Genomic DNA, 26,779 nt, shown 5'->3' with positions numbered 1-26,779 from the left:
TGGGAGCCGGAGCTACGCCTTCGCCACTACGACGACCGTGGCTGCTGGAAAAGGTGCCGCGCGACAAGCAGGACGCGATGTTCAACGGCGTGCCGAATTTCTATCACTACGTTCTAACACCGTGTCGAGCGTAGTTGTAACGCTTGCAAGTGTCCGTTCATTGAAACAGGTACACAGGCGAATCCATCCTTCGCTCAGGCGATTTATAAAATCCTCAGGCTGACCGGCTTGAATTCTCATGCCCGCCCGAACTGCTTGCGATAGCAACTCGGGCTGCTGTCCAGTTTTGTACGAAAGTGATGCCGCAACGTCGCGGCGGTGCCGAAGCCGCATTGTTCGGCAATCAGCGGCATGGGCAGCGCGCTGGTTTCCAGCAGCGCCTTGGCGCGTTCCAGCCGGACGCCCAGCAGCCAGTCGGCGGGTGTGGTTCCGGTGGCGTCGTGAAAGCGGCGCAGGAAGGTGCGGCGACTCATGTGGGCGGCGTGGGCCATTTGGTCGATGGTCAGGTCGCTGTCGGGTCTGGCGCGCAGTTGATCCAGCAGCGGCGCCAGGCTGCTGCCCGGCCTCACGGTAACCGGCTGCTCGATGTATTGGGCCTGGCAGCCCAGGCGATGGGGCGGGGTCACCATGCGGCGGGCTGCCCGGTTGGCCGCGTCGGGGCCGAAGTCCCGGCGGATCAGGTGCAGGCAGGCGTCGAGGCCCGAGGCACAACCTGCCGAGGTGAGGATGTTGCCCTCATCGACATAGAGCACCGAGGGCTCGACCTGAATCTCCGGATAAGCCTTCGCAAGGGCTTGGTGATGGTGCCAATGGGTAGTGGCGCGCTTGCCCGCCAGCAGGCCGGTTGCCGCGAGGACAAAGGTGCCCGCGCAGATGGTGACGATCCGGCAACCCCTGGCGCTGGCGGCCGTGAGCGCTTGAAGCACGTCGGGGGCAACGTCTTCGGCCAGGTCGCGCCATCCGGGAATGACGACGGTTCCGGCCTGTTCCAGCAGTTCCAGGCCACCTTCCACGGTGATCTGCACGCCACCAAAGGCCCGCAGCGGGCCGGGTTCGGCCGCGGCGACGCGCAGGTCATAAAGCGGTTTTTTCAGTTCGGGATCATCGCGGCCGAAGGCTTCGATGGCGGTGCCGAATTCAAAAGTACACAACTGGTCGTACGCCAGCACGACCAGGGTTCGATTGAAGGGCAGTGCAGCAGGATGGCGTTTTGGCATGAAGTTGACGATACATGGCCTTCGTGCCGATTTCCACAAGCCCCTCACCGCCGGATCATCCGCTGACTATTTGAGCCTGTGGAAACGTGCAATGAAGGATTCGGTGAAAGCGCTGGCGGCGGTGTGCCTGGCGGCGATGATGTTCGGCCTGGAGATCTCCAGTATCCCGGTGATACTGCCCACCCTCGAAACGCTGCTTGAAAGTCGCTTCAGCGACCTGCAATGGATAATGAACGCCTACACGCTGGCCTGTACCACCGTGTTGATGGCGGTGGGCACGCTGGTGGATCGCTACGGGCGCAGGACGTTGTTTCTCACCAGTGTCGCGGTGTTCGGCCTGGCATCCTTGGCCTGTGGACTTGCCGAAGACGCGTCGATGCTGATCATCGCCCGGACGGTGCAGGGCGCGAGCGGCGGCGCCATGCTGATCTGCCAGATTTCGATCCTGTCCCGGCAGTTCACCGAGCCCCGCGAACGGAGCAAGGCCTTTGCCCTGTGGGGGATCGTTTTCGGCGCCGGCCTGGGCCTAGGGCCGATCATCGGTGCTGGCATCCTCGCGCTCGCCAACTGGCAGTGGGTGTTTCTGATTCACCTGCCGCTGGCGGCAATAGCGTTCGCCCTGGCGGGCGCCGGGGTGCACGCCACCCGCGAGGTGCCGACGGGCAAGCTGGATAGCCTGGGGATCCTGTTGCTGGCGTCCGCGGTGTTCGGCCTGACCTACGTGATTATCCAGGGCCCTGAACTGTCGAGCGCGACAGTCGGTGCGTTGGCGATGGCGACCCTGCTGGCGTTCGTGGCGTTCCTGATCTCGCAGCGGCTCAACCCGCAGCCGATGATGGATTTCTCGGTGTTCCGCATCCGCGGGTTTTCAGGGGCGCTGCTGGGCTCGGCGGGGATGAACTTCAGTTTTTGGCCGCTGATGATCTACCTGCCCATCTATTTTCAGGCGGGAATGGGGCTGGATAACGTCGACGCGGGTTTGCTGCTGCTGGCGTACACCTTGCCAACCCTGTTTGTGCCGCCGTTGGGTGAACGCCTGGCGCTGAAACTTCAGCCGGGCGTGATGATTCCTGCCGGGCTGCTGGTGATCGGGGCGGGATTGATGTTGATGTGCATCGCCATCGGCAGTGCCAATTTGCTGGTTCCCGTTATGGCGGCAGGCTGCGTGTTGGCGGGGACCGGACTTGGGTTGACCAACACCCCGGTGACCAACACCAGCACCGGCTCCGTGCTGCCATCGCGGGCGGGCATGGCGTCCGGCATGGACATGAGCGCGCGGATGACCTCGCTGGCCATCAATATCGCGGTGATGGGTTGGGTATTGGTGCAAGGCATTGCCGGCAGTTTGCGTCAGAGCTTGCCGGGGTTGGGCGAGGGTTCGGCATTGCAGGCCATGGCCCAGGCAGTGGCGGCCGGCAAGCAGGCGATACCTGCGAGCGCCTTTCATACCGCACTCGATCAAGGCTTCGCCTGGGTGTTGATCTATGGCGCGGCCAGCGTGTGCCTGGCGGCAGTGGCCAGCCTTTGTGTGTTCAGGCCGTGGGCAGTCGGCGTGAAAACGCAGCCAGCTACGGCCTCCTGAGCGCTTAAGAATTGCCCGGGCAGCCCCACAAATACCAGTAACCAGTGATATCCAGAGGCAAGGCCGAAAAATAGCATAGCGACGTCACCCCACTATCGTTCTGGCGGTCGTCCTTATGCGTGGAATCCGTAACGCCCTCAGTTGCCTTGCACCCCTGCTGCGCACGCCGTTCTGGCTGTGCACCGTGACGGGGTTGGTCTGCGCGCCGGCGCAAGCGTCCTTGTCCGGCTACTACGACAGCGTCGAGCAGATCCAGGTGGTGTTGCAGGACGCACGCGTGATCAATGCCCTGAAGCAGATGCCGATCGAAAGCATCGAGCGCCAGCGCGATCAGGCGGATGACACCACCCAACACTGGCGTGTCCGCAGCCGCGACTGCGAGTTGCGTGTCTTGCTCGAGTCCCGCCCACCGCCCGGCGTCGGCAAAACCACCTACCTCGTGAAGCACATTGACGGGTGCCGCTGACGGCGCCCGATCATCATCCGCCGCAGCCAGCGTCGCGGCAGTCAGGCAACACCTCCTAAAACCTTCAATAACAGGGATCAGTAACATGAACCAGGCAACTACCATGCGCGGACAGACCAGGGCGCTCATCCTCGGCGGGATGTCCGCGTTACTCTCCTTGGTGCTGCTGGCGCCCGCACAGGCGGCACCCTCCACCTTCCAGAACTCGTGCCGCAACATCGAGCTGTATACCGATAGCAACGAAGTGTCGATTCACGCCGAATGCCGCACCCGCAACGGTAGCTACAACGCGACGGCGATCGAGTTGCTGGGTGTCTCCAATGAGTACGGCACGCTGAGCGGCGGCGGCGATTCGGCCAGTTCGTTCCAGAACAGTTGCCGCAATGTGCAGATCCGCTACAACCCGCGACAAGTGGATATCGCCGCAATCTGCGAAGACGGCAGGGGTGGAGAGAAGAACACCAGCATTTCCCTTCAGGACATCGAGAACAACGACGGCAATCTGAACTGAAGAACGCCTGCCAGGTCAGTTGCCGAGGGATGCACGGACCAGGCTGAGGCCCGGCCGGGACTCTACCAGGAGTGTCCCGCCGAGCCTGGCGATCCGCGCCTGCATGGAGAGCAGGCCGATGCCGGTAGCGGCCTGGCTGACCGCCGAGAGGTCAAAGCCCACACCATTGTCGCGGACCTCGAGCATCAGCTCACGGTCCGCGACAACGGCCAGTGTGATGTCCACTTCTGTTGCGCCACTGTGCTTGAGCACGTTGGAGAGGGCTTCCTCGAGCAAACGTGTCAGCTCCATGCAGAACGCCACACTGGGTGGCCAGGGCCACGTGGCAGGGCAGGACCAGCGACTGGTCACGTCCATTTCATCGAACAGCGTCGAAAAACGGTGCCGGGTCGGAGCCATCCATTCCGAGGGTGTCGCCGGCATGTCGGCGTTGACGCGCTCGCCGCTGTCCATGACGTTGCGCAGGTCATCGCGCAGGGACTTGAGGGTCGAGATGTGGCGGCGCGCATCCGCATGCGCATCGGCATTGCGTTCCGCCTGGACGATGGCCCGGACCAGGGCGCTGCCAAAACCGTCATGCAGGTCGTGAATGAACTGCATGCGCTCCTGCAAGCGCAAATTCGACAGTTCCAGTTGGTGCTCATTGCCCAAGGTCGTTTCCAGCTCCCGGCAGGCCTCCTCTACAGCGCTCGACAGCTCCACATTGAAGCGCTCGGTGCGGCGCATGCTGTGTGCGATGCGCGAGCCCAGCACGGCGGTGATCACGGCCATGGTGATGAGGTTGGCGTAAGGGGTCAGCAGGACGGGATCGGGGATCTTCAGGTAATAGGTGCGCGTGTCGTAGAGCGCGATGATCACGAATCCGAGGCCCAGCGAGGCATACAACACATCCTGGAGCTTCCTGCTGCGCCAGGCATGGACCAGCGGCATGATGCAGCTCGCGGCAAAGACCAGCAGATGGGTTCTCACGCCAAATTGCAGGGTGGCCAGCAAGTGCTTTTCAGGCATCCACACAATCAGCAGCGACAGGCCCACCGTCAGGGCTTGCAGGCTGCGCTCCTGCACCCGGCTGAGGGGCCGTCCCTGCAACTGGAAAATGAAAATCGCGTAGCACATGCAAAAGGCCATGAAGGCGATGGCGTTGGCCCGCGCCACATCCACCGTATGGCTGAACGGCCAGGGATCGACGGCCACGATGTTGTAGACGAACAGCACCCAGGCCAGGTTCAACAGCGCAAACCAGCCATACACGGCGTGCTTGCGGTAGAGCAGCCAGATCCCCGCGAACAGGCCGGCAATGCACAGCGAGCCGACCATGTTGATCAGGAACGTGGTGCGCTGCGACCACCATAGCTGCTGATGCAACGCCAGCATCTGCGCGGGAGGCCCCATCCTCACCAGCCCGAGGCCAGGAAACACCAGGGCCCGGCCCTGGACCCGGATCCAGATGTCATTGGCCTGCGGGTGCATTGCCACGTTCGGGAGGATCCAGAGGCGCGGCATATTCCAGCTTCTGGACAGCGGCTCCTGCAGGCTCGCATCACGCCAGAGCAGGGTGTCGTTCAGGTAGACCTCGCCGGCCAGGTTGATCGAACTGGTGACCAGCGCGACCAGCGGCTTTTCTGCCCCGCCGGCTGCGCAGCCGTGGCGCCAGCTGATGCGATACCAGACCGCACCGGTGAAATCGGGCCAGCGGGTGGTCCAGATATCGGGCAGCGTGACCGCTTGCCAGCCCTGCGTCGGCCGGCCTGCTGCGCCGGGCGTCTCCCTGGCGGCCTGTACGGTGCTGATGGTGGGCGGGCAGGATTGCGCCCATGCCGCCTGGAGCAGGCAACTACCCAGCAGCACAAGGCCGAGCAGCCACGCGCCGAGGGAACGATGCCTCGGCACTACGGGAGTAAACCGCGCAAGCGCGCTTGGTTGAGCGCGTTGATGCGCGAAGACACTTCCAGCTTCCGGTAGATGTGCTTGATGTGGCACTCGACGGTGTAGAGCGAAATGTACAGGTGCTCGGCGATATTCCGGTTCGACTTGCCGTCCGCGACCAGCGTCAGGATTTGCGCTTCGCGCTCGGTCAGAAGGTCGGGCGACTTGTCTTGCTCGCTGTCCGCCACGTTGGCCACCTTTCCCTCGGCCTGCGGAATGTGCGCGAGGATATGCCTGGCAATGAACGGATCGATCGGCGCGCCACCGCGCAGCACGCTGCGAATCGACAACAGGACCTCCAGGTCATCGCGCTCCTTGAGCAGGTAGCCGGTAGCGCCGGCCTGCAATGCCTGGAGGATTTTGTCCTGCGTGCTCCACGCGGAAATCACCAGGATGCTCACGGGATGGGGGCATTGGCGGAGTTCGGCGATCAGATCGATGCCGCTGCCATCGGGCAGCCCAAGGTCCACCAGGGCGAGGGAAAACGCCTGGGTCTGGCTGATCTGCCGGGCATCGGCCAGGCTGCCGGCGACGTGAAGCGTCCCGGGGGCACAGCCCAGATCTGACAGGATCTTGAGCAAGCGCTCCTGGAAATGGGGCTCGTCCTCGACCAGCAGCACGTCAGAGGGGAGGGATTGCATGGCGGTCAGCGCGATCTTGGACATGGCGTTGTACTGTCGGATAGGCGAGGGGTGCCAAGGGTCGGCACGGCGAGCAATATAAGCTGATGGCAGAAGGCCGCGCCATCCCTGAAAACCGGGATTTTGTGATGCGGTTTATCGCGAGCAAGCTCGCTCAACATTGACAGACATAGGAACTGTAGGAGCGAGCTTGCTCGCGATAAGCAATCCACCTCCCACCCAAGGAGCCATTAAAAAACCCTCCCCTTAGGCCCGGATTCCATCGTTTTTCAAGGGGCCGCGTCCTCCCTATAGTCCTCGCAGACCCAGTCGAAACACCGCCGTGTTTCATCGATGCGAGACAAAGACATGAACAACGAAGCAAAGGTCGCTCAGGGCGTGCAACCGGGTGTTGGCACCTGTGTGGTGTGGGGCGGGGAGCAGGTCGAACATCCCTACAACGCCACCCAGACCCCGATCGTCGCCAGTGCCGCCTACGGCTATCACGATATCGATGCCTGGTATGACGTCGCACTGGGCAAAGAGCCGGGCTTCATCTACAGCCGCATGAGCAACCCGACCGTCGCGGTGCTCGAAAACAAGCTGTGCGCGCTGGAGCAGGCCGAGTCGGCCGTGGCCTTCAGTACCGGCATGGCGGCGATCAGCGGCGTCCTGCATACCTTCCTGTGCAACGGCAAGCGCGTGGTCTCGACCCGCGACAGCTACGGTGGCACCAACAAGATCTTCGAAGAGTTCCTGCCCCGCCAGGGCGTCGAGGTGACGCTGTGCGACACCCTCGACACCGAGGCCATCGAGCGCGAAATCGCCCTCGGCTGTGACCTCGTCTATCTCGAGACGCCCAGCAACCCGACCCTGAAAATCCTCGATATCCGCCGGTTGGTGGCGGCGGCAAAACGTGTCGGCGCGCTGGTCGTCGCTGACAACACCTTTGCCACGCCGCTGAACCAGAACCCGCTGGCGCTGGGCGTCGATGTGGTGGTGCACAGCGCGACCAAGTTCCTTTCCGGCCATGGTGATGTGCTCGGCGGTGTGGTCTGCGGGGCCGAGTCGCTGATGGCGCAGGTGCGTCACTACCGGGAAATCAATGGCGCCTCGCTGGACCCGTTTTCCGCCTACCTGATCATTCGCGGCATCAAGACCCTCGCCCTGCGCCTGCGCCAGCAACAGGCGAGCGCCCAGGCACTGGCGGAATTCCTGTGCAGCGAGCCGCTGGTGGAAGCCGTCAACTATCCGGGATTGCCGCAGCATCCCGGTCACCAAATCGCCTGCGCGCAGATGAAGGGATTCGGCGCGATCGTCAGCTTCGTGCTGGTTGGCGGGATGGACACCGTCGTCAAGCTGCTGCCGTGCCTGCGCTACGCCCACCGTGCCGGCAACCTCGGCGCGGTGGAAACCATCTACGGGCCGGCACGGACAACCAGCCACGTGGAAAACACCCTGGAAGAGCGTCAGGCGCTGGGCATTTCCGAAGGGTTGGTGCGGGTGTCCGTCGGTATCGAGGACACCGCTGACCTGCTGGAAGACCTGCGTCAGGCCTTCGCCACGGTACGTGCCCAACGCACGGATGTGGCCGGCAGCGAGCGGCGCGCCAGCGTGTCCGCCTGAGGGTGAGGGCGGTCTGCCCGGGATGGCGGAGCGCCCTGTTTCATGAAAGCAATAACAATAACAGTCGCTGGTGCATTGGTTGGTACTGCCTCGTTGCGGGTTTCCCGTTGAACACCAGACACTTCATGAGAATCAAACTATGTCCACTGAACACTCAACGACAGCGTCGGCTGATCCGGCCGAATACAAGAAAGAGATGCACACCCGCCACATCGTCATGCTGGCGCTGGGCGGGGTGATCGGCACCGGGTTGTTCCTGACCTCGGGCTACACGGTCAACCAGGCCGGTCCCCTCGGCGCGGTGATCGCCTATATCGTCGGCGCCGTGATGGTCTACCTGGTGATGGTCTGCCTGGGCGAACTGGCCGTGCAGATGCCGGAAACCGGCTCGTTCAGCAGCTACGCCACCCGTTACCTGGGACCGGGCACCGGCTACACGGTGGCCTGGTTGTACTGGCTGACCTGGGCCGTCGCCATCGGCTCGGAATTCACCGCGGCCGGGATCCTGATGGTCCGCTGGTTTCCGGACACGCCGGTGTGGATCTGGAGCGCATTCTTCGCTATCACCGTATTCATCCTCAACGTGGTGTCTGTGCGCCTGTTCGCCGAGACCGAATTCTGGCTGTCGCTGATCAAGGTGCTGACGGTGATTGCCTTCATCGTCATTGGTGCCGGGGCGATCTGCGGCCTGTTCGAGGTCAAGCATGTGCAGGGCATCGGGCTGTCCAACTTCACCCGCGAGGGCCTGTTCCCCACCGGCTTGCTGCCCATCGCGATGACGCTGCTGGCGGTGTCGTTCGCCTTCTCCGGCACTGAGCTGATCGGTATTGCCGCCGGCGAAGCCAAGGATCCCCAGGACAGCGTGCCCAAGGCCATTCGCACCACGGTGGTCAGGCTGGCGCTGTTCTTCGTCGGCACCATCGTCGTCCTCGCGACCTTGTTGCCCCGTGAGCAGGCAGGCCTGGTGGAAAGCCCGTTCGTGATGGTGTTCGACATGATCGGCATCCCGTACTCGGCCGACATCATGAACTTCGTGATCCTCACCGCACTGCTGTCGGCGGCCAACTCCGGCCTGTACGCCGCCTCGCGGATGCTCTGGACCCTGAGTGACCAGGGCCATATGCCCAAGTGCTTCCGCCGCCTTTCGCCGCGCGGCACGCCGGTCAACGCGATCATCCTGAGCATGGCCGGCGCGGTGGCGTCGCTGCTCAGCAGCGTGGTTGCGCCGGACACGGTGTACCTGGCGCTGGTGTCCGTTTCCGGGCTGGCGGTGGTGGTGGTGTGGATGAGCATCGCCGCCAGCCAGATCGCGTTTCGCCGGCACTATGTGGCCAATGGCGGCCGCGTCGAAGACCTGCATTTCCGGGTGCGCGGTTACCCCTGGGTGCCGCTGGGCGCGATTCTGTGTTGCGTGCTGGCTTGCGTCGGGATCGCGTTCGACCCTGAGCAGCGGGTCGCGCTGTACTTCGGCCTGCCCTTTATCGCCTGGTGCTACTTCGTCTACTGGGTGACCCGCAAGAAGCGCGAACAGCGGCTTGCCGCCATGCTGCCGGTGGTCCCGGGCGTTAACGCGACCTGAAGATTCCGGTTCATGATGGACGGATTCAATTCCGAACGAGGTCGTGCCGATGAAGCAAAAATCCCTGCCGCCGCTGAACTGGCTGCGGTCATTCGAGGTATCGGCGCGCGCCTTGAACTTCACCCACGCCGCGGAGGAACTGCACCTGACCCAGGGCGCGGTGAGCCAGCAGATCCGCCAACTGGAAAACCACCTGGGCGTGGCCTTGTTCAAACGCCTGCCCAGGGGCCTCGACCTGACCGAGGAGGGCCAGTCCTACCTGCCGGTGGTGCAGGACGCGATCAGCCGTCTCGCGGTGGGCACCAACGAGATCTTCGGCCAGCACAAGCGCAGGCCGGTGAAGGTCCGCGGCAGCCTGTCGTTCCTGCAGTACTGGCTGGCCCCGCGCTTGCTCGATTTCAGCCGCGAGAACCCGAACATCGACATCCGCTACATCAGCAACCTGTGGGTCAAGGCGCCGGATGGCGAGGACGACCTCGAAGTGCGCTGGGGCAATGGTGAATGGCCGGGTCTGCATGCCCAGCGTCTGACCTGGGACGTGCTGGTGCCGGTCTGCTCGCCGGCGCTGCTGGCGCGCTCGCCGATCCGTCAGCCGCAGGACCTCAAGCACCATCCGCTGCTGCATGTCCTCGGCTACGAAGAGGGCTGGGGCTACTGGCTCAAGCGGGTCGGCGCGGACGATGTCGATTACTCGCGGGGGCTGCAATTCGACACGCTGATTTCGACGATCCGCATGGCGGAGCTGGGGCAGGGCGTTGCCCTGGCGCGTTCCTCGGTGGTCGAGGACCTGCTCAGGGACGGGCAGCTTGTCGCGCCCTTCAGCCAGCGCATCGAAGCCAGCGAATCGTTCTACCTGGTCCGTGAGCAAGGGCGCGCGTTGCCGCCCGATGCCGCGCTGTTTTCAGACTGGCTGGTGGCTCAAGCCCATCGGCCTTCGTAACCCTTTCCTGGAGTTTTCATGCACTACGTGAGCACCCGCAATGGCGATGTACGGGCCGACTTCCGTGAAGTCGTGCTGTCGGGGCCTGCTGCCGATGGCGGGTTGTATGTGCCGGCGCACTTGCCGGAGATCAGCCCGGAGGAAATCGCCAGTTGGTCCTGGCTGCCCTTCGATGAGCTGGTATGGCGGGTGATCGCGCCCTTCGTCGGTGACGCGCTGGATGAGCCGACCCTGCGCGCGCTGCTCAGCGACAGCTACAAGGACTTCACCCATCGCGCGATCACACCGCTGCAGCAGATTGGCCATAACGAATGGATTCTGCAGTTGTTCCATGGCCCGACGCGCACCTCGAAAGACTTTGCCGCGCAGCTTCAGGCCCGGCTGGTCAGGCACTTTCTCGATGAATCGACTGGCGAAGCCCTGGTGGTGGGCGCCACCAACGGCGACACCGGCGTTGCCGCCATCAAGGCCTTCGCGGCCTGCCCGAATGTGCGCATGGCGATTCTCTACCCGCGTCACGACGTCCCCGCCGACCGTCTCGCCGCCTTGCTGGCGGCCGACCCTGAACGCGTCCTGCTGATCCCCGTGGACGGCAGTTTCGATGACTGCCAGACCCTGGTCGCGCGGCTGTTTCGCGCCTGGCCGCTGGAGGGGGTGATTCCGGTCTGCTTCAACTCCACCAACTGGGTCGGCGTGCTGGCCCAGATCGTTTTTTACTTCCATGCCGCCTTGCAGTTGGGCGGTGGCACCCGGCCCGTCGGGTTCAGCGTGCCTGCCGCGAGCTTTGCCGAGATCTACGCCGGCTTCGTCGCGCAGAAAATGGGCCTGCCGATCAATCAGGTGATCGTTTCGACCAACAGCAACGACGCGCTGCACCGCTTCCTCCACCGCAATCGATATGCCACCCACGCCAGCCAGCGCACCCTGGCGCCGGCCATGGATTTTTCCCTGTATTCGAACCTGGAGCGCTTTATCTGGGAGCTGTATGGGCGCAGTGCCGGTTGTGTCCGGACGCTGATGGAACATTTCGAAGCCTGTGGCGAGCTGAGCATTGGCAACCCGCAGTGGCTGCAGGCGCGGGTACTGTTCGACTCCTATGCGGTGGAGGAGGCCGAGGTGCGCCGCGAGGTCATCCGCCTGCGCGAGGACACCGGCGCCATTGTCGATCCGCATACGGCGGTGGGCGCGCTGGCCGGGCGCCTGCATCGGCGCAGCCTGGGCGCGCCGATGGTCACCCTGGGCCAGATCGCGCCGGAAAAATCCGCCGCGCTGCTGGCGCAATTGGGTGTGTGGGACGGCGAGGTGGCGCTGCCGCCAGCCTTGGCAGACGAGCCGCCGGCCCTTCAGCGTGGCGATCTGGACGGACTCTGTCATGTGTTGCGGGCTGCGCAGGCGAGGGCGCTATGAAGCGCATTCTGGACCCCCTGGACGAGCGCATCCTGGCCGAGCTGACCGCCAATGCGCGGATCGCTCATGCGGAGCTGGGGGCCAAGGTCAACCTGTCGCGCAACGCGGTGCGCCAGCGCGTCGAACGGCTTGAGCGCGATGGCGCGATTCAGGGCTATACCGTGCGGCTGGGCGACGCTCGCCGGCCTTCGTCGCTGATCAGCGCGGCGATTTTCGTTTATCGCTACGACCGCATGCGCGGCGACGATGTGCTGGCCAAGCTGGGGACCATTCCCGAGGTGGTCCAGTGTGAGGTGCTCAGTGGCGAGTTCGACCTGATGCTGCGGGTCAACGCGGCGAGCCCTGAGCGGGTTCACGCGGTCTGGAAAGAAATCGCGGCCATGCCCGGCGTGGAAAACACCGTGACCTCGTTTGTCCTTTCTGCTGTCTTCTAACTAACCCTTCCGCCCATTTCGCAACGGTTCGCTCCCACACTGTAGGAGCGAGCTTGCTCGCGATGCCCCCCACGCTTGCGCTGGCTCACCGCAGCGCAAGCGTCCCTTCGCGCCTCGATTTCAGGCGTTTGCGCACTGCGCAAATCGCTCAACAAATACAGCGTTTTGCCGTATTCAAGTGCCCTGGCCCGACTCGTACGCTGATGCCATCAAACAACAGCAAAGAGGAATGCCTTCGTGACTGAATACAACATTGCCCTGGTCGGCTTCGGTGGTGTGAACCGTGGCCTGGCCCAGTTGATCGCAGAGCGTAACGCCACCTGGAAGGCGGCCCTCGGTTTCAGCCTGAAGATCGTCGGCGTCACCGACCTGTTTCTCGGCTCGGTGGTCAACCGCAACGGCCTGGACGCCGCCGAACTGGTCGCGCTGCCCGCCGAGAAGGGCGCGCTGGCGCGCATCGCCGGCGGTACTGCCGAGGCCTTCAATGAAACGGTGATCAAGCAGTCCGGCGCCGACATCATTGCCGAGGCGACCTTTACCAACCCGGTCGACGGCGAGCCGGCAGCCACCTTCTGCCGCTGGGCGCTGGAAAGCGGCATTCATGTGGTCACCACCAACAAGGGCCCGATTGCCTTGCACGGCGCCGAGCTCAAGGCGCTGGCCCGTCGCAAGGGCCTGGCGTTCGAATACGAAGGCTCGGTGATGAGCGGCACGCCGGTGATCCGCCTGGCCCGACAAGCCCTTGCCGGTGCGGAAATCCAAGGTTTCGAGGGCATCCTCAACGGCACTTCCAACTATGTGCTGACGCGGATGAAGGACGGCCTGGCGTTCAGCGATGCGGTGGCCCAGGCGCAACAACTGGGCTACGCCGAAGCCGACCCGACCGCGGATGTCGAAGGCCATGACGTGCGCCTGAAAGTGGTGATCCTCGCCAACGAACTGCTGGACGCGCACTTGAGCGTCAGCGACGTCGCCTGCTCGGGCATCAGCGGCATCAGCGCCGCAGACATCGTCAAGGCGCAGGCCACGGGGCAGTGCTGGAAACTGATCGGCGCCGCCAGCAAGGCGGCCGACGGTTCGGTGTCCGCCAGCGTCGAAGCGCGTTTGTTGCCGCTTGAGCACCCGCTGGCCGGCATCTCCGGCGCGGTCAACGCGATCTCCTTCAACACCGAACTGCTCGGCGCCGTCACAGTGTCCGGGCCGGGCGCCGGCCGGATCGAGACGGCGTTTGCCTTGCTCTCCGACATCATCGCCCTGCACACCACCGACCGCCAGTAACCGGAGCCTTTCATGAGCGTATCTCGCATGACCAGTGTTCAATCCGTAGCCCCAAGCCACATCGACGTGTTCAGCCCGTTCGATGGCGGTGTGGTCGGTCGCGTGCCCAACCTCGACGCTGCGGCGGTGCCGGGCCTGCTGGCCCGGGCGCGGGCGGGCGTCAGCGAAAGCGCGGCGCTGCCACGCCATCGCCGTGCGCGGATTCTCGAGGAGGCCGCACGACTCGTGGAAGCCGACGCCGCGGCGTTCGCCAGCCTGATCGTGGCCGAGGCCGGGAAAACCCTGCGCCAGGCCGAGAAGGAAGTGAAGCGCTGTGTTAACACGCTGAAGCTGTCCGCCGAAGAGGCGCGGCGCAATGCCGGTGAAGTGGTGCCGTTCGAAGCCTATGAGGGCTCGGAGTCCCGCCAGGGCTGGTTCACTCGCGAACCGCTGGGGCTGATCGTCGCGATCACGCCTTACAACGACCCGCTGAATCTGGTCGCGCACAAACTGGGCCCGGCGATTGCCGGCGGTAACGCGGTGATCCTCAAACCGTCCGAGCTGGCGCCGTTGTCGGCGTTGAAACTGGTGGAGTGCCTGTCGCAGGCCGGGCTCCCGGACAACGTGGTGACCACCGCCACCGGCGGTGTGGAACTGGGCCGGGCGCTGGTCGAACTGCACGAGGTGCGGATGATTTCCTTCACCGGCGGCTTTGCCACCGGCGAATCCATCGCCCGCAGCGCCGGGCTGAAAAAGCTGGCGATGGACCTGGGCGGCAACGCGCCGGTATTGGTGCTGGAAGACTGCGACCTCGGGCCGACCGTGGAGTCCTGCGTCTCGGGTGCCTTCTGGGCCGCCGGGCAGAACTGCATCGGCACCCAGCGCATCCTGGTGCACCGCGCGATTTATCCGGCGTTCCGCGAACAGTTCGTGGCGCAGTCGCGGGCCTTGAACCTGGGTGACCCGTCGCTTCGCGAAACGGATGTCGGGCCGATGGTCACCGAGCAGGCGGCCTGCCGCACCGAACAATTGGTCGAGGACGCCGTGGCGGACGGTGCCAGGGTGCTTTGTGGCCACCGCCGCGAGGGCGCGCTGTACGCACCTACCGTGCTGGAACAGGTCAGCCACGCCAGCCGGATCTGGCAGCAGGAAGTGTTCGCGCCGGTGGTGATCCTCGAACCGTTCGACCACCTCGACGACGCCGTCGCCCTGGCCAACGCGCCGGAATACAGCCTGCACGCCGGCGTATTCACCCGCGACCTGTCGACCGCGCTGAAGCTGGCCCGGCGCATCGAGGCCGGTGGCGTGATGATCAACGACTCGTCCGACTACCGCTTCGACGCCATGCCATTCGGTGGCTTCAAATACGGCAGCCTCGGACGGGAAGGGGTGCGCTTCGCCTATGAAGACATGACGCAGCCGAAAGTGGTGTGCATCAACGACATGGGCTGAGTCGTCGCGTCGGTGATTGCCGGTCCTGATGCCGGCCACCGACACCTCTGTCGTTGACCGGCTGGCACTTTGATGGTCAACTGCGCGCCTGTTTCAGGTGCCCCATACCGCCGTGTATGGGGTGAAACGGGAAGCCGGTTCGTCACTTTGCTGATCAGTCCGGCGCTGCCCCCGCAACGGTATGCGAGCGAAACATTCGAAAAGCCACTGTGCCCCGCGCATGGGAAGGCGAATGTTTCATGACCCTCGCGAGCCCGGAGACCGGCCTGAAGCATCGTTTGGCAAACCCGCGGTGGGCGGGCGCAGGCCGGTTTCCGTGGGCTGTCGCGCCCGCGATTCCCTATGCGTTGTTCCCTCCGGGATTCTTTCATTCCTGCTTCAAGTGGAACGACATGTCCCGTAATTCCCTGTTCAATTCCTTCTCGGGCACGCTGCTGTGTGCCAGCCTCGCACCTTGCGTATTACTGTCCCTGCCGGCGCACGCCGCGGAAGACGAAAAAGCCCTGTCCCTGCCGGCCACGGCCATCAACGAGGTCGCCGAGCAAAACCCTCAGCCTGACCTGCACACCCCGAGCACCAGCGGTTCGCGCCTGGGGCTGACGCCGCTGGAGACCCCGGCCAGTGTGACCAGCATCAGCGCCGAGCAGATCCTCAAACGCAATAACGCCACCGTGCAGGACGCCGTGACCCGCTCGCCGGGCGTCACCTTCATCGGCACTCCCGGCAACGGCGGCACCGCGCTGTCGGCCCGCGGCTTCACCGGCCACAGCTCGACCATGCAGTTGTATGACGGCACCCGCCTGTATGTCGGCGCCGGCACCGTCACCTTCCCGGTGGACACCTGGGCCGTGGAACGCATCGATGTGCTGCGCGGCCCGGCCTCGGTGCTCTACGGCGAAGGCGCCACGGGCGCGGTGATCAACGTGGTGCCGAAGAAGCCGTTCGAGGGCGAGATCCGCAACCACCTGCGCCTCGGCTATGGCTCGGACGACAAACGCCAGGCCGCGCTGGACAGCGGCGGCTCGCTGACCGACACCCTCAGCTACCGCTTCAACCTGAACCAGCAAGCGAGCAATGGCTGGGTCGATCGCGGCAACTCGGAAAGCATCGCCCTCAGCGGCTCGCTGCGCTGGCAGGCCACCGACGACCTGAGCTTCACCTTCAGCCACGACTACAGCGACCAGGAGCCGCAGCGCTACTTCGGTACGCCGTTGGTGGACGGGCATTTCCGCGAGTCGCTGCGTGACCACAACTACAACGTCGAGGATGCGACCGACCACTACAACGACCAGTCCACCCGGCTGGTCACGGACTGGACGATCAACGACAACCTCAGCGCCAGCAACCAGTTGTACTTCCTCAAGGCCCAGCGCCGCTGGCGCAATGCCGAGACTTACACCTGGCTGCCGGGCGACCTCGTGCGGCGCGACAGCTTCATCAGCATCAAGCAGACCCAGGAGCAGGTGGGCGACCGTCAGACCTTCACCCTGCAGCATTCGCTGTTCGGGCTGGACAGCCGCACCGTGGTCGGCGCGGACTACAACTCGATCCGCTTCGTGCGCAAGCATGACTTCGGCAACGTCTACAGCGACACCGTGCCGCTGGCCGGCTCGGGTGGTGGCGGCTATGTCAGCACCGACCCGTATCGCTCCCGTGACGCCAACCAGGCGAAGCAGTTCTCGCTGTTCGCCGAGAACCGCACCCAGCTCACCGAGCAGCTTTCGCTGATCACCGGTGTGCGCCGCGATCAGGTCCACCTCGACCGTACCGACGTGCCGACTGACACCCGCAGTGATCGCAGCCTGTCCGGTGGCAACTGGCGCGCCGGCCTGGTGTTCGCCGTCACCGAGGACCTGTCGCTGTACGGCCAGTACGCGACCAGCACCGAAGGCGTCAGCAACCTGCTGACCCTCTCGACCGCGCAGCAGCAATGGGACCTCAGCACCGCGAAACAGACCGAAGTGGGCATCAAGCAGCAGTTGCTCGACGGCCGTGGCGAATGGACCCTGGCCGCGTACCACATCGTCAAGAAGAAGCTGCTGAGCACCGATCCGGTCAATCCGACGATCCAGCAGCAGATCGGCCAGCAGTCCTCCGACGGCATCGAAGCCACCCTGGAACTGCGTCTGCCATACGACGTGCAGCTTTCGGCCAACGCCGCCTGGGTTCGCGCCGAGTACGACGAGTTCGCCAGCGGCAGCAATGACTTCAAAGGCAACCAGCCGGTCAACGTGCCGCGCCGTTCCGCCAACCTGTGGCTGAGCAAGGACTTCGCCGAGCGCTTCAGCGCCGGCGCGGGCGCGCGCTACGTGGACAGCCGTTACGGCGACAACGCCAACACGGTCGACGTCCCGGGCTACACCGTGGTCGATGCCAACGTTGACTGGCACGTGCAGCCGGACCTGACCCTCGGCTTGCAACTGAACAACCTGTTCGACCGCCAGTACGCCACCACCACCGGCAACAACGGTCGGCAGTGGTACCTGGGCGAGCCGCGTTCGTTCTTCGTCACGGCTGACTACACCTTCTGACTGCCGCGCCCCCGGCGGGGGCGCACGGAGACTGAATGTCCTCACTCAGTATCGAGGGGCTGGCCTGGGCCGCCCCCGGCCGTGACCGCGATCCGCTCTGGCTGCTGCGGGATATCCACCTGCGGGTCGGCCAGGGCGAATTCGTCGGCCTGATCGGCCCCAATGGCAGCGGCAAGACCAGCCTTTTGCGCTGCGCCTACCGTGCCTATGAACCGGCCATGGGCAGCGTGATGCTGGACGGCGAGAACCTGTGGCGGCGCACCCCGCGCTGGTGCGCACAGCGCATTGCCGTGGTGCTGCAGGAGTTTCCCCAGGAATTCGGCCTGACCGTTGCCGACGTCGTGGCCATGGGGCGTACCCCGCACCAGGGCCTGTTCGGCGGCGACAACGCGGACGATGCCGCGCAGGTGGCGCAGGCGCTGAAGCGGGTAGGGCTCACGGCGTGCGCGCTGCGCAGTTTCGCCAGCCTGTCCGGTGGCGAAAAACAGCGCGTGCTGCTGGCCCGGGCCTTGGTGCAACAGCCTGGCCTGTTGATTCTCGACGAGCCGACCAACCACCTCGACCCGCGTTATCAGCTCGAACTCCTGGGCCATCTGCGCAGCCTCGACCTGAGCGTCCTCGCCAGCTTTCATGACCTGAACCTGGCGGCGGCGTTTTGCGATCGGCTCTGCGTCATCGCCGAGGGCCGCATCGTCGCCAGCGGAACACCGGCCGAGGTCCTGACCAGTGAGCTTCTGCACCACGTTTTCGGCGTGCGGGCGCTGGTCGATAGCCACCCGCTGCACGCCTATCCACGAATCACCTGGATCACTCAACCATGAACTATCGGTTTCTTGCCGGCCTGATGCTGGCGCTGCTGGCGGCGCCGTCGATGGCCAGCGACTATCCACTCACCGTGCGCAGTTGCGAGCGCGACGTCACCCTGAACAAGGCGCCGCAACGGGTCGTCGTTCACGATGTGAATATGACCGGCATGCTCCTGCACCTGGGTTTGCGCGAGCGTCTGGCCGGCTACACCGGCTTTACCGCCACCAAGCACCGCGACCCCTGGATCAGCGAGGCGCTGCAGGGTGTGCCGCAGCTTGCCAGCCGCTACCCGTCCGTCGAAACGCTGTTGGCGGTGGATGCCGACCTGTTCTTCGCCGGCTGGAACTACGGCATGCGGGTCGGTGGCCCGCTGACCCCGACGTCCCTCGCGGCGTTCGGCATTCCGGTCTATGAACTCAGCGAATCCTGCTCATGGATCATGAAACAGCCGCGCGCCAGCCTGGATGACGTGTACCGCGACCTGACGAACCTGGGGCGGATCTTCTCCGTCGAAGACCGCGCCCAGGCGCTGGTCGGCCAGATGCGCGCACGCATCGAGGCGGTCGGCAACGCGGTTCGGCAGGGGCCGGACGCGCCGCGGGTCTTCCTCTACGACAGCGGCGAAGACCGGCCCACCACCTCGGGCCGCCTCGGCATGCCCCAGGCGCTGATCGATGCTGCTGGCGGGCACAACATCATGGACGACGTCGCCGCCAGTTGGACCCAGGTGAACTGGGAAAGCGTGGTGGAGCGCGATCCGGAAGTCATCGCGATCGTCGACTACGGCCCGCTGAGCTGGCAGCAGAAACGTGATTTCCTGTTGCGTCATCCGGCGTTGCAAACGGTGCGGGCCATTCGTGAGCAGCGTTTTGTGGTGCTGACCTATCTGGAAGTCACACCGTCGGTAGAGAACGCCATCGCCATCGAAAAACTCGCCGCGGGTCTGCACCCACGGTTGTTCGCGCAGGACTCGCACTGATGCTGATCCGAAGCCATGCCGCCTATCGCGGGCTGCTCGCAGCCTTGCTGCTGGTCATTCTGCTGTCTTGCGTGGTCGCGCTGGCGTTCGGACCGGCGGTGATTCCGCTGGGCACCGTCTGGGGGATCATTGGCCGGCAGGCCGGGCTTGAGCTGCCGGTGAACTGGAGTGCGGGGCAGGAGCATATCGTCTGGCTGATCCGTGCGCCGCGGGTGCTGCTCGGCGCGTTGGTCGGGGCGGGCCTCGCGTTGGTCGGGACCGCGTTGCAGGCGGTGACCCGCAACCCGCTGGCGGATCCGCACCTGCTCGGCGTCAGCTCCGGCGCGGCGCTGGGGGCGGTGTTGGTGATTCTTTACCTCGGCGAATTCATCGGCATCTTCAGCCTGCCGCTGGCGGCGTTTATCGGCGCGGCGGGCAGCATGCTGCTGGTGCTGGCGGTGGCCCGACGGGACGTGCGTCTCGAAAGCGACCGGCTGCTGCTCGCCGGTGTGGCGGTGTCGTTCGTGCTGATGGCGGGGGTGAACCTGTTGCTGTTCACCGGCGAGCAACATGCTGCGGCGTCGGTGGTGTTCTGGATGCTGGGCGGCCTGGGCTCGGCGCGCTGGGAGGTGATCTGGCTGCCGGCGCTGTGCGTGGCGGCTTGCATGCTGGCGCTGTGGGTGCTGGCTCGCGGGCTCAATGCGTTGATGAGTGGTGAACAGACGGCGATCAGTCTGGGGTTTAGTGGTCGTCGTCTGCGTATTCAGGTGTTTCTCTGCACATCGTTGCTGACCGGGGTGTTGGTTTCGTTGTCCGGGGCCATTGGTTTTGTCGGGCTGATGGTGCCGCATATGGCGCGCCGTCTGGTGGGTGCGGAGAACCGGCGCTTGCTGCCGGTCAGTGCGGCGCTGGGCGCGGTGTTTCTGGTGTGGGTTGATGTGGCGGCCAGAACCTTGATCGCGCCTGAGGATCTGCCGATTGGTGTGGCGACGGCGGCGTTGGGGGGTGTGTTTTTTATTGTGTTGTTGAAGCGGGGGCGATAGTGAGGGCGGGGTTTGGGTATCTGCCTTTCTTTCGGTCATTCGGTGGTTGGAAGGCGCATGTCGGAAGCTCTCCAGCGCTCTTGAGATCGAGCGCCGCGCGGGCGGCGCTCGGTCTTGAGGGCGCTGAAAACCTTTCGGCTAGCGCTTGGTCGCCAAACAGCCATGAAATGTGCAGATACGCACCCCAAAAAAACCGAATTTTTACGCCTTTTTTACGCCCCATCCCAACGCATAAAACGATACTGAGCGCGTTTTTTTGCCCGCACCCGGACGCCCCCCCGGTGAAATACCCCAGCTCATGAAGGGCCCGCGTCAGCCCCTCAACCCAGAGAAGTCACCCGTGAGTGAAGCACTGACCGTTGCAGAACCCTCCCACCACGCCAAAACCTCCGGCATCGGCATGCTGATCGCCGCTGCCGGCGTGGTGTATGGCGATATCGGCACCAGCCCCTTGTACACCCTCAAGGAGGTGTTCTCCGGCCACTACGGCGTTCAGCCCAGCCATGACGGCGTGCTGGGGATCCTGTCACTGGTGTTCTGGTCGCTGATCTGGGTGGTCTCGATCAAATACGTGCTGTTTATCCTGCGCGCCGACAACCAGGGCGAAGGCGGGATCATGGCCTTGACCGCCCTGGCGCGCCGGGCCGCTGCACCTTTTCCGCGAATGAGCAGGGCCCTGGTGCTCCTCGGCCTGTTTGGCGCAGCGCTGTTTTACGGCGACAGCATGATCACCCCGGCGATTTCAGTGTTGTCCGCGGTTGAGGGCCTGCAACTGGCCTTCGACGGCATCGACCACTGGGTCGTGCCGTTGTCGGTGATCGTGCTGGTGGCGCTGTTCCTGATCCAGAAACACGGCACCGCACGCATCGGCATCCTGTTCGGCCCGGTGATGGTGGTGTGGTTTGTGGTGCTGGGCGCACTGGGGCTTTACGGGATCGTGCAGCGCCCGGAAGTGCTGCTGGCGCTCAACCCGGCCTGGGCCGTGCAGTTTTTCGTGGTGCATCCGGGCATTGGCGTCGCCATTCTCGGCGCGGTGGTGCTGGCGCTGACTGGTGCGGAAGCGCTGTACGCCGACATGGGCCACTTCGGCCGCAAACCGATTGCCCGGGCCTGGTTCAGCCTGGTGCTGCCGGGCCTTGTGCTCAACTACTTCGGCCAGGGCGCGTTGATCCTCGATAACCCGGAAGCCGTACGTAACCCGTTCTACCTGCTGGCCCCCGGCTGGGCGCTGCTGCCGATGGTCGCGCTCTCGACCCTGGCGACGATCATCGCCTCCCAGGCGGTCATTTCCGGTGCCTTTTCCCTGACCCGCCAGGCCATCCAGTTGGGCTACGTCCCGCGCATGTTCATCCAGCACACCTCCAGCCAGGAGCAGGGGCAGATTTACATCGGCACGGTGAACTGGGCGTTGATGGTCGGCGTGGTGCTGCTGGTGATCGGCTTCGAGTCTTCCAGTGCCCTGGCCGCGGCCTACGGCGTGGCAGTCACCGGCACCATGCTGATCACCACCATCCTTTCCTCCGCCGTGGTGCTGCTGTTGTGGAAAAAGCCACGCTGGCTGGCCGTGCCCTTGCTGCTGGGTTTCCTGTTGGTGGACAGCCTGTATTTCTCGGCGAACGCGCCGAAGATCGTCCAGGGCGGCGCCTTCCCGGTGATCGCCGGGATCGGCCTGTTCATCCTGATGACCACCTGGAAGCGCGGGCGCAAGATCATCGTCGAGCGCCTGGACGAAACCGCGCTGCCGCTTCCGCTGTTCATCAGCAGCCTGCAGGCGCAACCACCGCACCGGGTGCAGGGCACGGCGGTGTTCCTCACCGCGAGGACCGACGCGGTGCCCCACGCCTTGCTGCACAACCTGCTGCACAACCAGGTGATGCATGAACAGGTGGTGCTGCTCACGGTCGTGTTCGAGGACCGTCCGCGCGTCAATGCCGCCAAGCGCTTCGATGTCGAGGCGTATGGCGACGGTTTCTACCGGGTCAACCTGCACTTCGGCTTCATGGAAGAGCCCGACGTGCCATTGGCCTTGAGCCAATGCCCGCGCACCGACCTCGATTTCAGCCACATGCGCACCACCTACTTCCTGAGCCGCGAGACCGTCATCCCGACCAGTCGCATCGGCATGGCGAAGTGGCGCGAGCACCTGTTCGCCTTCCTGCTCAAAAATGCCAACAGCAACCTCAAGTACTTCAAGCTGCCGCTGAACCGGGTGATCGAACTGGGCACGCAAGTGGAGATATAAGGCGAGTGCGCATGCCGATGAGGCTGCCGGGCTGCTGAGATCAAGCGCCGCCCGCACGGCGCCTCTCGGCGCGATCAGGCCATTACCGTCCGTCGAATCCCCCCGACTGGCACGGAATTTTCATGGCTCGGCTATGCTCTCTCGTCATAAGCACGGACAGGCGTGCCTTTCCCACTACAAAAACAACCCAGGGGGATCCATGAGTTGCCTTATCTGCGCGGGTCGCGCTGAATCCATCGAGTGCTCACCGGGGTGGGAACAACGGCGTTGTTTCCAATGCGGGTGTTACCGGATGTCTCAAACTCTGATCCTCAGCATGATGGAAGAGGGGCAGATTTTCGATGCGCGCAAGATGCGCGAGTGGCTGGATGGGCAGCGCGGCAGGGTGCCGGTCCCGTCCATCGAGGTGCATGAAGCCATCTTGATGCCGTGATGTTCGTGCGCCGAATGGCGCCCGTGTGAACTTTGTTCGAGGTCGCGGATTCCCAACCTGCGTGGGATCCAGAGCGACAACGCTCCTGCATCCCAGCCCCGCGCAACGGACAGGAGCTACCGAGTGCCCCGAATCATCACGCCCGCCACCCCCGACCACCAGATCGATGCCCAGAACGCCCGGATGTTCGGCTCTCCCAAGGAGCGCCTGGACTTTTACCGGCGCGAAATCCAGTACGAAACCAGCATCCTCGCCAACCGAACCGACGCCTACCTGGCCGCCCAGTCGTTCCTGGTGATCGCCTTCGTGTCGTCCATGGCCAACCTCAACCCCGAGTGGGGCAAGATGTTCACCATGGTGGTGCCGCCGTTTCTCGCGCTGTTGGGCGTGTTGAGTTCGCTGAACGCGTGGCCGGGGATTCATGCGGCGTACCGGATCATTGACCACTGGCAGGTCAAACAGAGCCATCTGCTGCACAGCGACCCGCTGATGGGCCTGGCCTACGACGAATCGCCGCTGTTCAGCGAGGCCGAGACGTCCCGCGCTGGTCACCGCAAGTCGCTGCTGTTTTCGCTGCGCACGCCGTGGATCTTCCTCGCGTTCTGGATGTTGCTCGGCGGCTATTCGCTGTACATCCAGATCGCCTGAGCCGCCGCCGCAAATCAATCTGAACATGCGCGCTCCACTGCCGGTCCCAGCCTTTATCGACCGCAGGATCAAGGAGGCAGCAACCATGTCCAGCACCGTAGGCGACTTTCTTGTGGAACGGCTCAGCCAGTGGGGCGTGAAGCGTATTTTTGGCTACCCCGGCGACGGCATCAACGGCGTGTTCGGTGCGCTGCGGCGCTCCGGCAAGATCGAATTCGTCCAGTGCCGTCACGAAGAAATGGCCGCCTTCATGGCCAGCGCCCATGCCAAATTCACCGGCGAGTTAGGGGTGTGCATTGCCACGTCCGGGCCGGGGGCTTCGCACCTGCTCACCGGCCTCTACGATGCGCGCCTGGACCATATGCCGGTCCTCGCCATAACCGGCCAGCAGGCCCGCACCGCGCTGGGCGGCCACTACCAGCAGGAACTGGACCTGATGTCGATGTTCAAGGACGTGGCCGGGGCCTTTGTCCAGCAGGCGTCGGCACCGTCGCAAGTACGCCACCTGCTGGACCGTGCCGTGCGCACGGCAGTGGGGGAACGCAAAGTCACCGCGCTGATCCTGCCCAATGACCTGCAGGACCTGCCCTACGAAGAACCCGCCCGTGCCCATGGCACCCTGCATTCCAGCGTTGGTGTCTGCCGTCCGCGCGTCGTGCCGCGTGAAGCCGACCTGGTCGACGCGGCGCAGTTGCTCAACGAGGGCAACAAGGTCGCGATCCTCGTGGGTGCCGGCGCCTTGCAGGCAAGCGAGCAGGTCCGCGCCCTGGCGGAAAAGCTCGGTGCCGGCGTGGCCAAGGCGCTGCTGGGCAAGGCCGTGCTGCCGGATGAGCTGCCGTGGGTCACCGGCTGCATCGGCCTGCTCGGCACCGAGCCCAGCCTGAAGCTGATGAACGAATGCGACACCCTGTTGATGATCGGCTCGGGCTTTCCCTACGCCGAGTTCCTGCCCAAAGAGGGCCACGCCCGCGGCGTGCAGATCGATATCGCGCCGAACATGCTCGGCCTGCGCTACCCGATGGACATCAACCTGGTGGGCGACGCCGCCGACACCCTCAAGGCGCTGTTGCCGCTGATCGAACAGAAGACCGACCGGCGCTGGCGCAAGAAAGTCGAAGGCTGGCGCAAGGCCTGGGACACCAAACTGGAGAAGCGCGCCTTGACCACCGCAGACCCGATCAATCCGCAGCGGGTCGTTTACGAGCTGTCGCCGCGCCTGCCGGACAACGCGATCGTCACCAGTGACTCGGGCTCCTGCGCCAACTGGTTTGCCCGCGACCTGCGCATCCGCGAGGGCATGCAGTGCTCGCTGTCGGGCGGGCTGGCGTCCATGGGCGCGGCGGTGCCGTATGCCATCGCCGCCAAATTCGCCCACCCGGAGCAGACCGTCGTCGCCCTGGTCGGCGACGGCGCCATGCAGATGAACAACCTCGCCGAGCTGATCACCGTCGCCAAGTACTGGAAGCAGTGGGGCAATGGTCGCTGGATCTGCGCGGTGTTCAACAATCAGGACCTCAATCAGGTGACCTGGGAGCAGCGGGTGATGGAAGGCGACCCGAAGTTCGCCGCAAGCCAGGACATCCCTGATGTGCCGTATCACCTGTTTGCCATTTCCATCGGCCTCAAGGGCATTTGCGTCGAGCGCGACGACGACGTCGCCGCCGCCTGGGAACAGGCGCTGGCCAGCGATGTGCCGGTGGTGATCGATTTCCGCACCGACCCGAACGTGCCGCCGCTGCCGCCGCATATCAGCCTCAAGCAGGCCCGGCAGTTTGCCGGCGCGCTGCTGCAGGGCGACCCGGACAGCGTCGGGGTGATCCGGCAAACCGCGCGGCAGGTGCTCAGCAGCGTGTTGCCGAAGAAATGAGCGCGGGCCCAGGGCTGGTCCAGCCCTGGGCCGCACTGGGTCAGCGCGGCTCGTGGATCGGGCAGCCGTTGTGACGGGCGCGGAAGTCCGACGACATTTCATACGACGGCTTGCGCACCCGCATTACCCCGCCCAGCGGCCGGTGCGCGGCCAGTCCGTGCCACGGGCTGAACGCCATGCCGTCGTCGATTTCCCTGACCTTTTCCGCGTCCCAGGTGGTTTGCGCGGGGACTTCGATCCGGGCCACGGTGACGAACGGGCTGAGCTCTTCATCCCATTGCACCGAAGCATCCTCGATGGGCATGTGCTCGCTGTCGGTGGCGAGCTGGACGCGCAATTCCCAGGTGCCGCCGTGCCCGGCGAAGTATTGGGCGACCGCTGCCCGCAAGCCATCCGGGTTGCCATGGAAATCGACATGCAGGTTGGTCAGCTCGGTCAGCGACGGCGACACCGGCACCATCGCCAGCTTGGCGTAGTACGGGCCGTAGAGCACCGGCACCACGGTGTTGAAGGTCTCGCCGAGGATGTGGGTCTGCGGATGGCCGCCGAGGCTTTTCAGCGTGGCGCTTTCACCGCCCAGGGCTTCCACGGCCGCCTCGACACCGCGCAGCACCGCCGACAGCACTTTCTTCGAGCCCGGCGCCTTGTCGGTGGTTTTCGCCAGCAATTTGAGGCTTCTCAGAAATGCCTTTGGCGTGGCGGAAATGAACGCCTTGGCGTTCTGCATCACGAAGTCCTGGGTGACCTCGCCCTCGCTGCCCGGCAGGCGCGACCCCTCGACGCCCACCAGCTTGATCGCCAGGCCCCGGGGCGTGGACACCTTGTCATCGAGGATATCGCCGGGGTTGGTCGACAGCCGCAGGTAGACGGGTAGGGTGGCGGGGCGGGCAAACGCGCCCTGGGCCAGCTCGGGCGGCAGGTTGTCGAGGACGGTCAGCTCGCCGCGCAGCAGGCCGTGGCCCTTGGCGTGGACGCTGCGGTCGGCATGGCCACGGTCGGCGAAGGTGGTTTCCATGATCGAGCGCAGGGTCTCGGCCAGCTCCTTGCTGGTCTGCGCCTCGTCCTCCGGGATCTGTTCGAAGTCCGCTTGGAAGCGCAGTGGGGTAACGGTGGGTCGTGTGGTCGGTAGATCGCTCATCGGCACATCTCCAGTCAGGCTCGGGAATCACGCAGGCGTCGCGCTTCTTTGGATGAGCGCTGTAGAGAGGACTTCGCCGGCAGCGCCGTCGTTCG

The 26,779-nt window shown here is 64.6% G+C and carries 22 protein-coding genes and 1 riboswitch; of the genes, 18 read left to right on the top strand and 4 right to left on the bottom strand.

What is annotated here, in order from left to right:
- Window positions 1-236: 236 nt before the first annotated feature.
- Window positions 237-1,217 (bottom strand): transcriptional regulator FtrA, encoded by a 981-nt coding sequence (gene ftrA / locus NTD88_RS27335; protein ID WP_262155948.1) that lies wholly within the window; start codon window positions 1,215-1,217, stop codon window positions 237-239.
- Between ftrA and NTD88_RS27330 the strand changes: the two genes are divergently transcribed.
- The 3 genes from NTD88_RS27330 to NTD88_RS27320 all read left to right on the top strand — a co-directional run bounded on the left by NTD88_RS27330 (window position 1,216) and on the right by NTD88_RS27320 (window position 3,776).
- Window positions 1,216-2,799, top strand: coding sequence for an MFS transporter (locus NTD88_RS27330; protein ID WP_262191777.1), 1,584 nt, complete (start codon window positions 1,216-1,218; stop codon window positions 2,797-2,799). The two genes, ftrA and NTD88_RS27330, sit on opposite strands and share 2 nt — an antisense overlap.
- A gap of 115 nt (window positions 2,800-2,914) precedes the next feature.
- Window positions 2,915-3,265, top strand: a complete 351-nt coding sequence (locus NTD88_RS27325; protein WP_262155946.1) for a hypothetical protein — start codon at window positions 2,915-2,917, stop codon at window positions 3,263-3,265.
- Window positions 3,266-3,350: 85 nt separating this feature from the next.
- Window positions 3,351-3,776: a CVNH domain-containing protein gene (locus NTD88_RS27320; RefSeq protein ID WP_262155945.1), complete on the top strand. Its 426-nt coding sequence runs from the start codon at window positions 3,351-3,353 to the stop codon at window positions 3,774-3,776.
- 15 nt (window positions 3,777-3,791) lie between these two features.
- Here NTD88_RS27320 and NTD88_RS27315 read toward each other — a convergent pair whose 3' ends face one another.
- Both NTD88_RS27315 and NTD88_RS27310 read right to left on the bottom strand, forming a co-directional pair.
- Window positions 3,792-5,666: a sensor histidine kinase gene (locus tag NTD88_RS27315; RefSeq protein WP_262155944.1), complete on the bottom strand. Its 1,875-nt coding sequence runs from the start codon at window positions 5,664-5,666 to the stop codon at window positions 3,792-3,794.
- The gene (locus NTD88_RS27310; protein ID WP_262155943.1) at window positions 5,666-6,367 is read right to left on the bottom strand and encodes a response regulator transcription factor; all 702 of its coding nucleotides are present in this window, start codon (window positions 6,365-6,367) and stop codon (window positions 5,666-5,668) included. The genes NTD88_RS27315 and NTD88_RS27310 overlap by 1 nt, the downstream gene beginning before the upstream one ends.
- 324 nt (window positions 6,368-6,691) lie before the next feature.
- On the opposite strand from NTD88_RS27310, the gene NTD88_RS27305 reads away from it, so the two are divergent.
- From NTD88_RS27305 to NTD88_RS27235, 15 genes are all read left to right on the top strand, one after another.
- A complete protein-coding gene (locus tag NTD88_RS27305) occupies window positions 6,692-7,948 on the top strand; it encodes a cystathionine gamma-synthase family protein (protein WP_095156653.1) in 1,257 nt (418 codons plus the stop codon).
- A gap of 139 nt (window positions 7,949-8,087) precedes the next feature.
- Window positions 8,088-9,527 (top strand): amino acid permease, encoded by a 1,440-nt coding sequence (locus NTD88_RS27300; RefSeq protein ID WP_095156654.1) that lies wholly within the window; start codon window positions 8,088-8,090, stop codon window positions 9,525-9,527.
- A 49-nt stretch (window positions 9,528-9,576) separates the two neighbouring features.
- Entirely contained in the window at window positions 9,577-10,467 is an 891-nt protein-coding gene (locus NTD88_RS27295; RefSeq protein ID WP_095156655.1) for a LysR substrate-binding domain-containing protein, read from the top strand.
- An 18-nt stretch (window positions 10,468-10,485) separates the two neighbouring features.
- Window positions 10,486-11,874: a threonine synthase gene (gene thrC, locus NTD88_RS27290; RefSeq protein WP_262155942.1), complete on the top strand. Its 1,389-nt coding sequence runs from the start codon at window positions 10,486-10,488 to the stop codon at window positions 11,872-11,874.
- Window positions 11,871-12,308 carry an Lrp/AsnC family transcriptional regulator gene (locus NTD88_RS27285; protein WP_095156657.1) on the top strand — a complete coding sequence of 146 codons (438 nt, stop codon included), beginning with the start codon at window positions 11,871-11,873 and terminating at the stop codon, window positions 12,306-12,308. Before thrC ends, NTD88_RS27285 begins: the two co-directional genes overlap by 4 nt.
- A gap of 237 nt (window positions 12,309-12,545) precedes the next feature.
- Entirely contained in the window at window positions 12,546-13,586 is a 1,041-nt protein-coding gene (locus tag NTD88_RS27280) for a homoserine dehydrogenase (protein ID WP_095156658.1), read from the top strand.
- 12 nt (window positions 13,587-13,598) lie between these two features.
- On the top strand, window positions 13,599-15,017 hold the full coding sequence (locus tag NTD88_RS27275) for an aldehyde dehydrogenase family protein (protein WP_262155940.1): 1,419 nt from the start codon (window positions 13,599-13,601) through the stop codon (window positions 15,015-15,017).
- A gap of 78 nt (window positions 15,018-15,095) precedes the next feature.
- A riboswitch (cobalamin riboswitch) is annotated at window positions 15,096-15,302 on the top strand.
- 107 nt (window positions 15,303-15,409) lie between these two features.
- Complete coding sequence (locus tag NTD88_RS27270) at window positions 15,410-17,548, top strand: TonB-dependent receptor (protein ID WP_262155937.1); 2,139 nt, start codon at window positions 15,410-15,412, stop codon at window positions 17,546-17,548.
- A 35-nt stretch (window positions 17,549-17,583) separates the two neighbouring features.
- Window positions 17,584-18,369: an ABC transporter ATP-binding protein gene (locus tag NTD88_RS27265; protein WP_262155936.1), complete on the top strand. Its 786-nt coding sequence runs from the start codon at window positions 17,584-17,586 to the stop codon at window positions 18,367-18,369.
- Window positions 18,366-19,334: an ABC transporter substrate-binding protein gene (locus tag NTD88_RS27260; RefSeq protein WP_262155934.1), complete on the top strand. Its 969-nt coding sequence runs from the start codon at window positions 18,366-18,368 to the stop codon at window positions 19,332-19,334. Before NTD88_RS27265 ends, NTD88_RS27260 begins: the two co-directional genes overlap by 4 nt.
- On the top strand, window positions 19,334-20,356 hold the full coding sequence (locus NTD88_RS27255) for a FecCD family ABC transporter permease (protein WP_262155933.1): 1,023 nt from the start codon (window positions 19,334-19,336) through the stop codon (window positions 20,354-20,356). Before NTD88_RS27260 ends, NTD88_RS27255 begins: the two co-directional genes overlap by 1 nt.
- A gap of 340 nt (window positions 20,357-20,696) precedes the next feature.
- Window positions 20,697-22,598, top strand: coding sequence for a potassium transporter Kup (locus NTD88_RS27250; RefSeq protein WP_262155931.1), 1,902 nt, complete (start codon window positions 20,697-20,699; stop codon window positions 22,596-22,598).
- A gap of 292 nt (window positions 22,599-22,890) precedes the next feature.
- Complete coding sequence (locus tag NTD88_RS27245) at window positions 22,891-23,031, top strand: hypothetical protein (RefSeq protein WP_175650860.1); 141 nt, start codon at window positions 22,891-22,893, stop codon at window positions 23,029-23,031.
- A 123-nt stretch (window positions 23,032-23,154) separates the two neighbouring features.
- Entirely contained in the window at window positions 23,155-23,679 is a 525-nt protein-coding gene (locus NTD88_RS27240) for a hypothetical protein (RefSeq protein ID WP_095156664.1), read from the top strand.
- Window positions 23,680-23,764: 85 nt separating this feature from the next.
- Entirely contained in the window at window positions 23,765-25,546 is a 1,782-nt protein-coding gene (locus tag NTD88_RS27235) for a thiamine pyrophosphate-requiring protein (RefSeq protein ID WP_262155930.1), read from the top strand.
- 40 nt (window positions 25,547-25,586) lie between these two features.
- Here NTD88_RS27235 and NTD88_RS27230 read toward each other — a convergent pair whose 3' ends face one another.
- Window positions 25,587-26,684 carry a catalase family protein gene (locus tag NTD88_RS27230; protein ID WP_262155928.1) on the bottom strand — a complete coding sequence of 366 codons (1,098 nt, stop codon included), beginning with the start codon at window positions 26,682-26,684 and terminating at the stop codon, window positions 25,587-25,589.
- Window positions 26,685-26,779: the final 95 nt, after the last annotated feature.

The sequence above is a fragment of the Pseudomonas sp. 20P_3.2_Bac5 genome (genome assembly GCF_025466035.1).
Lineage (GTDB): Bacteria > Pseudomonadota > Gammaproteobacteria > Pseudomonadales > Pseudomonadaceae > Aquipseudomonas.
This window is presented reverse-complemented; position numbering and strand designations above follow the sequence as displayed.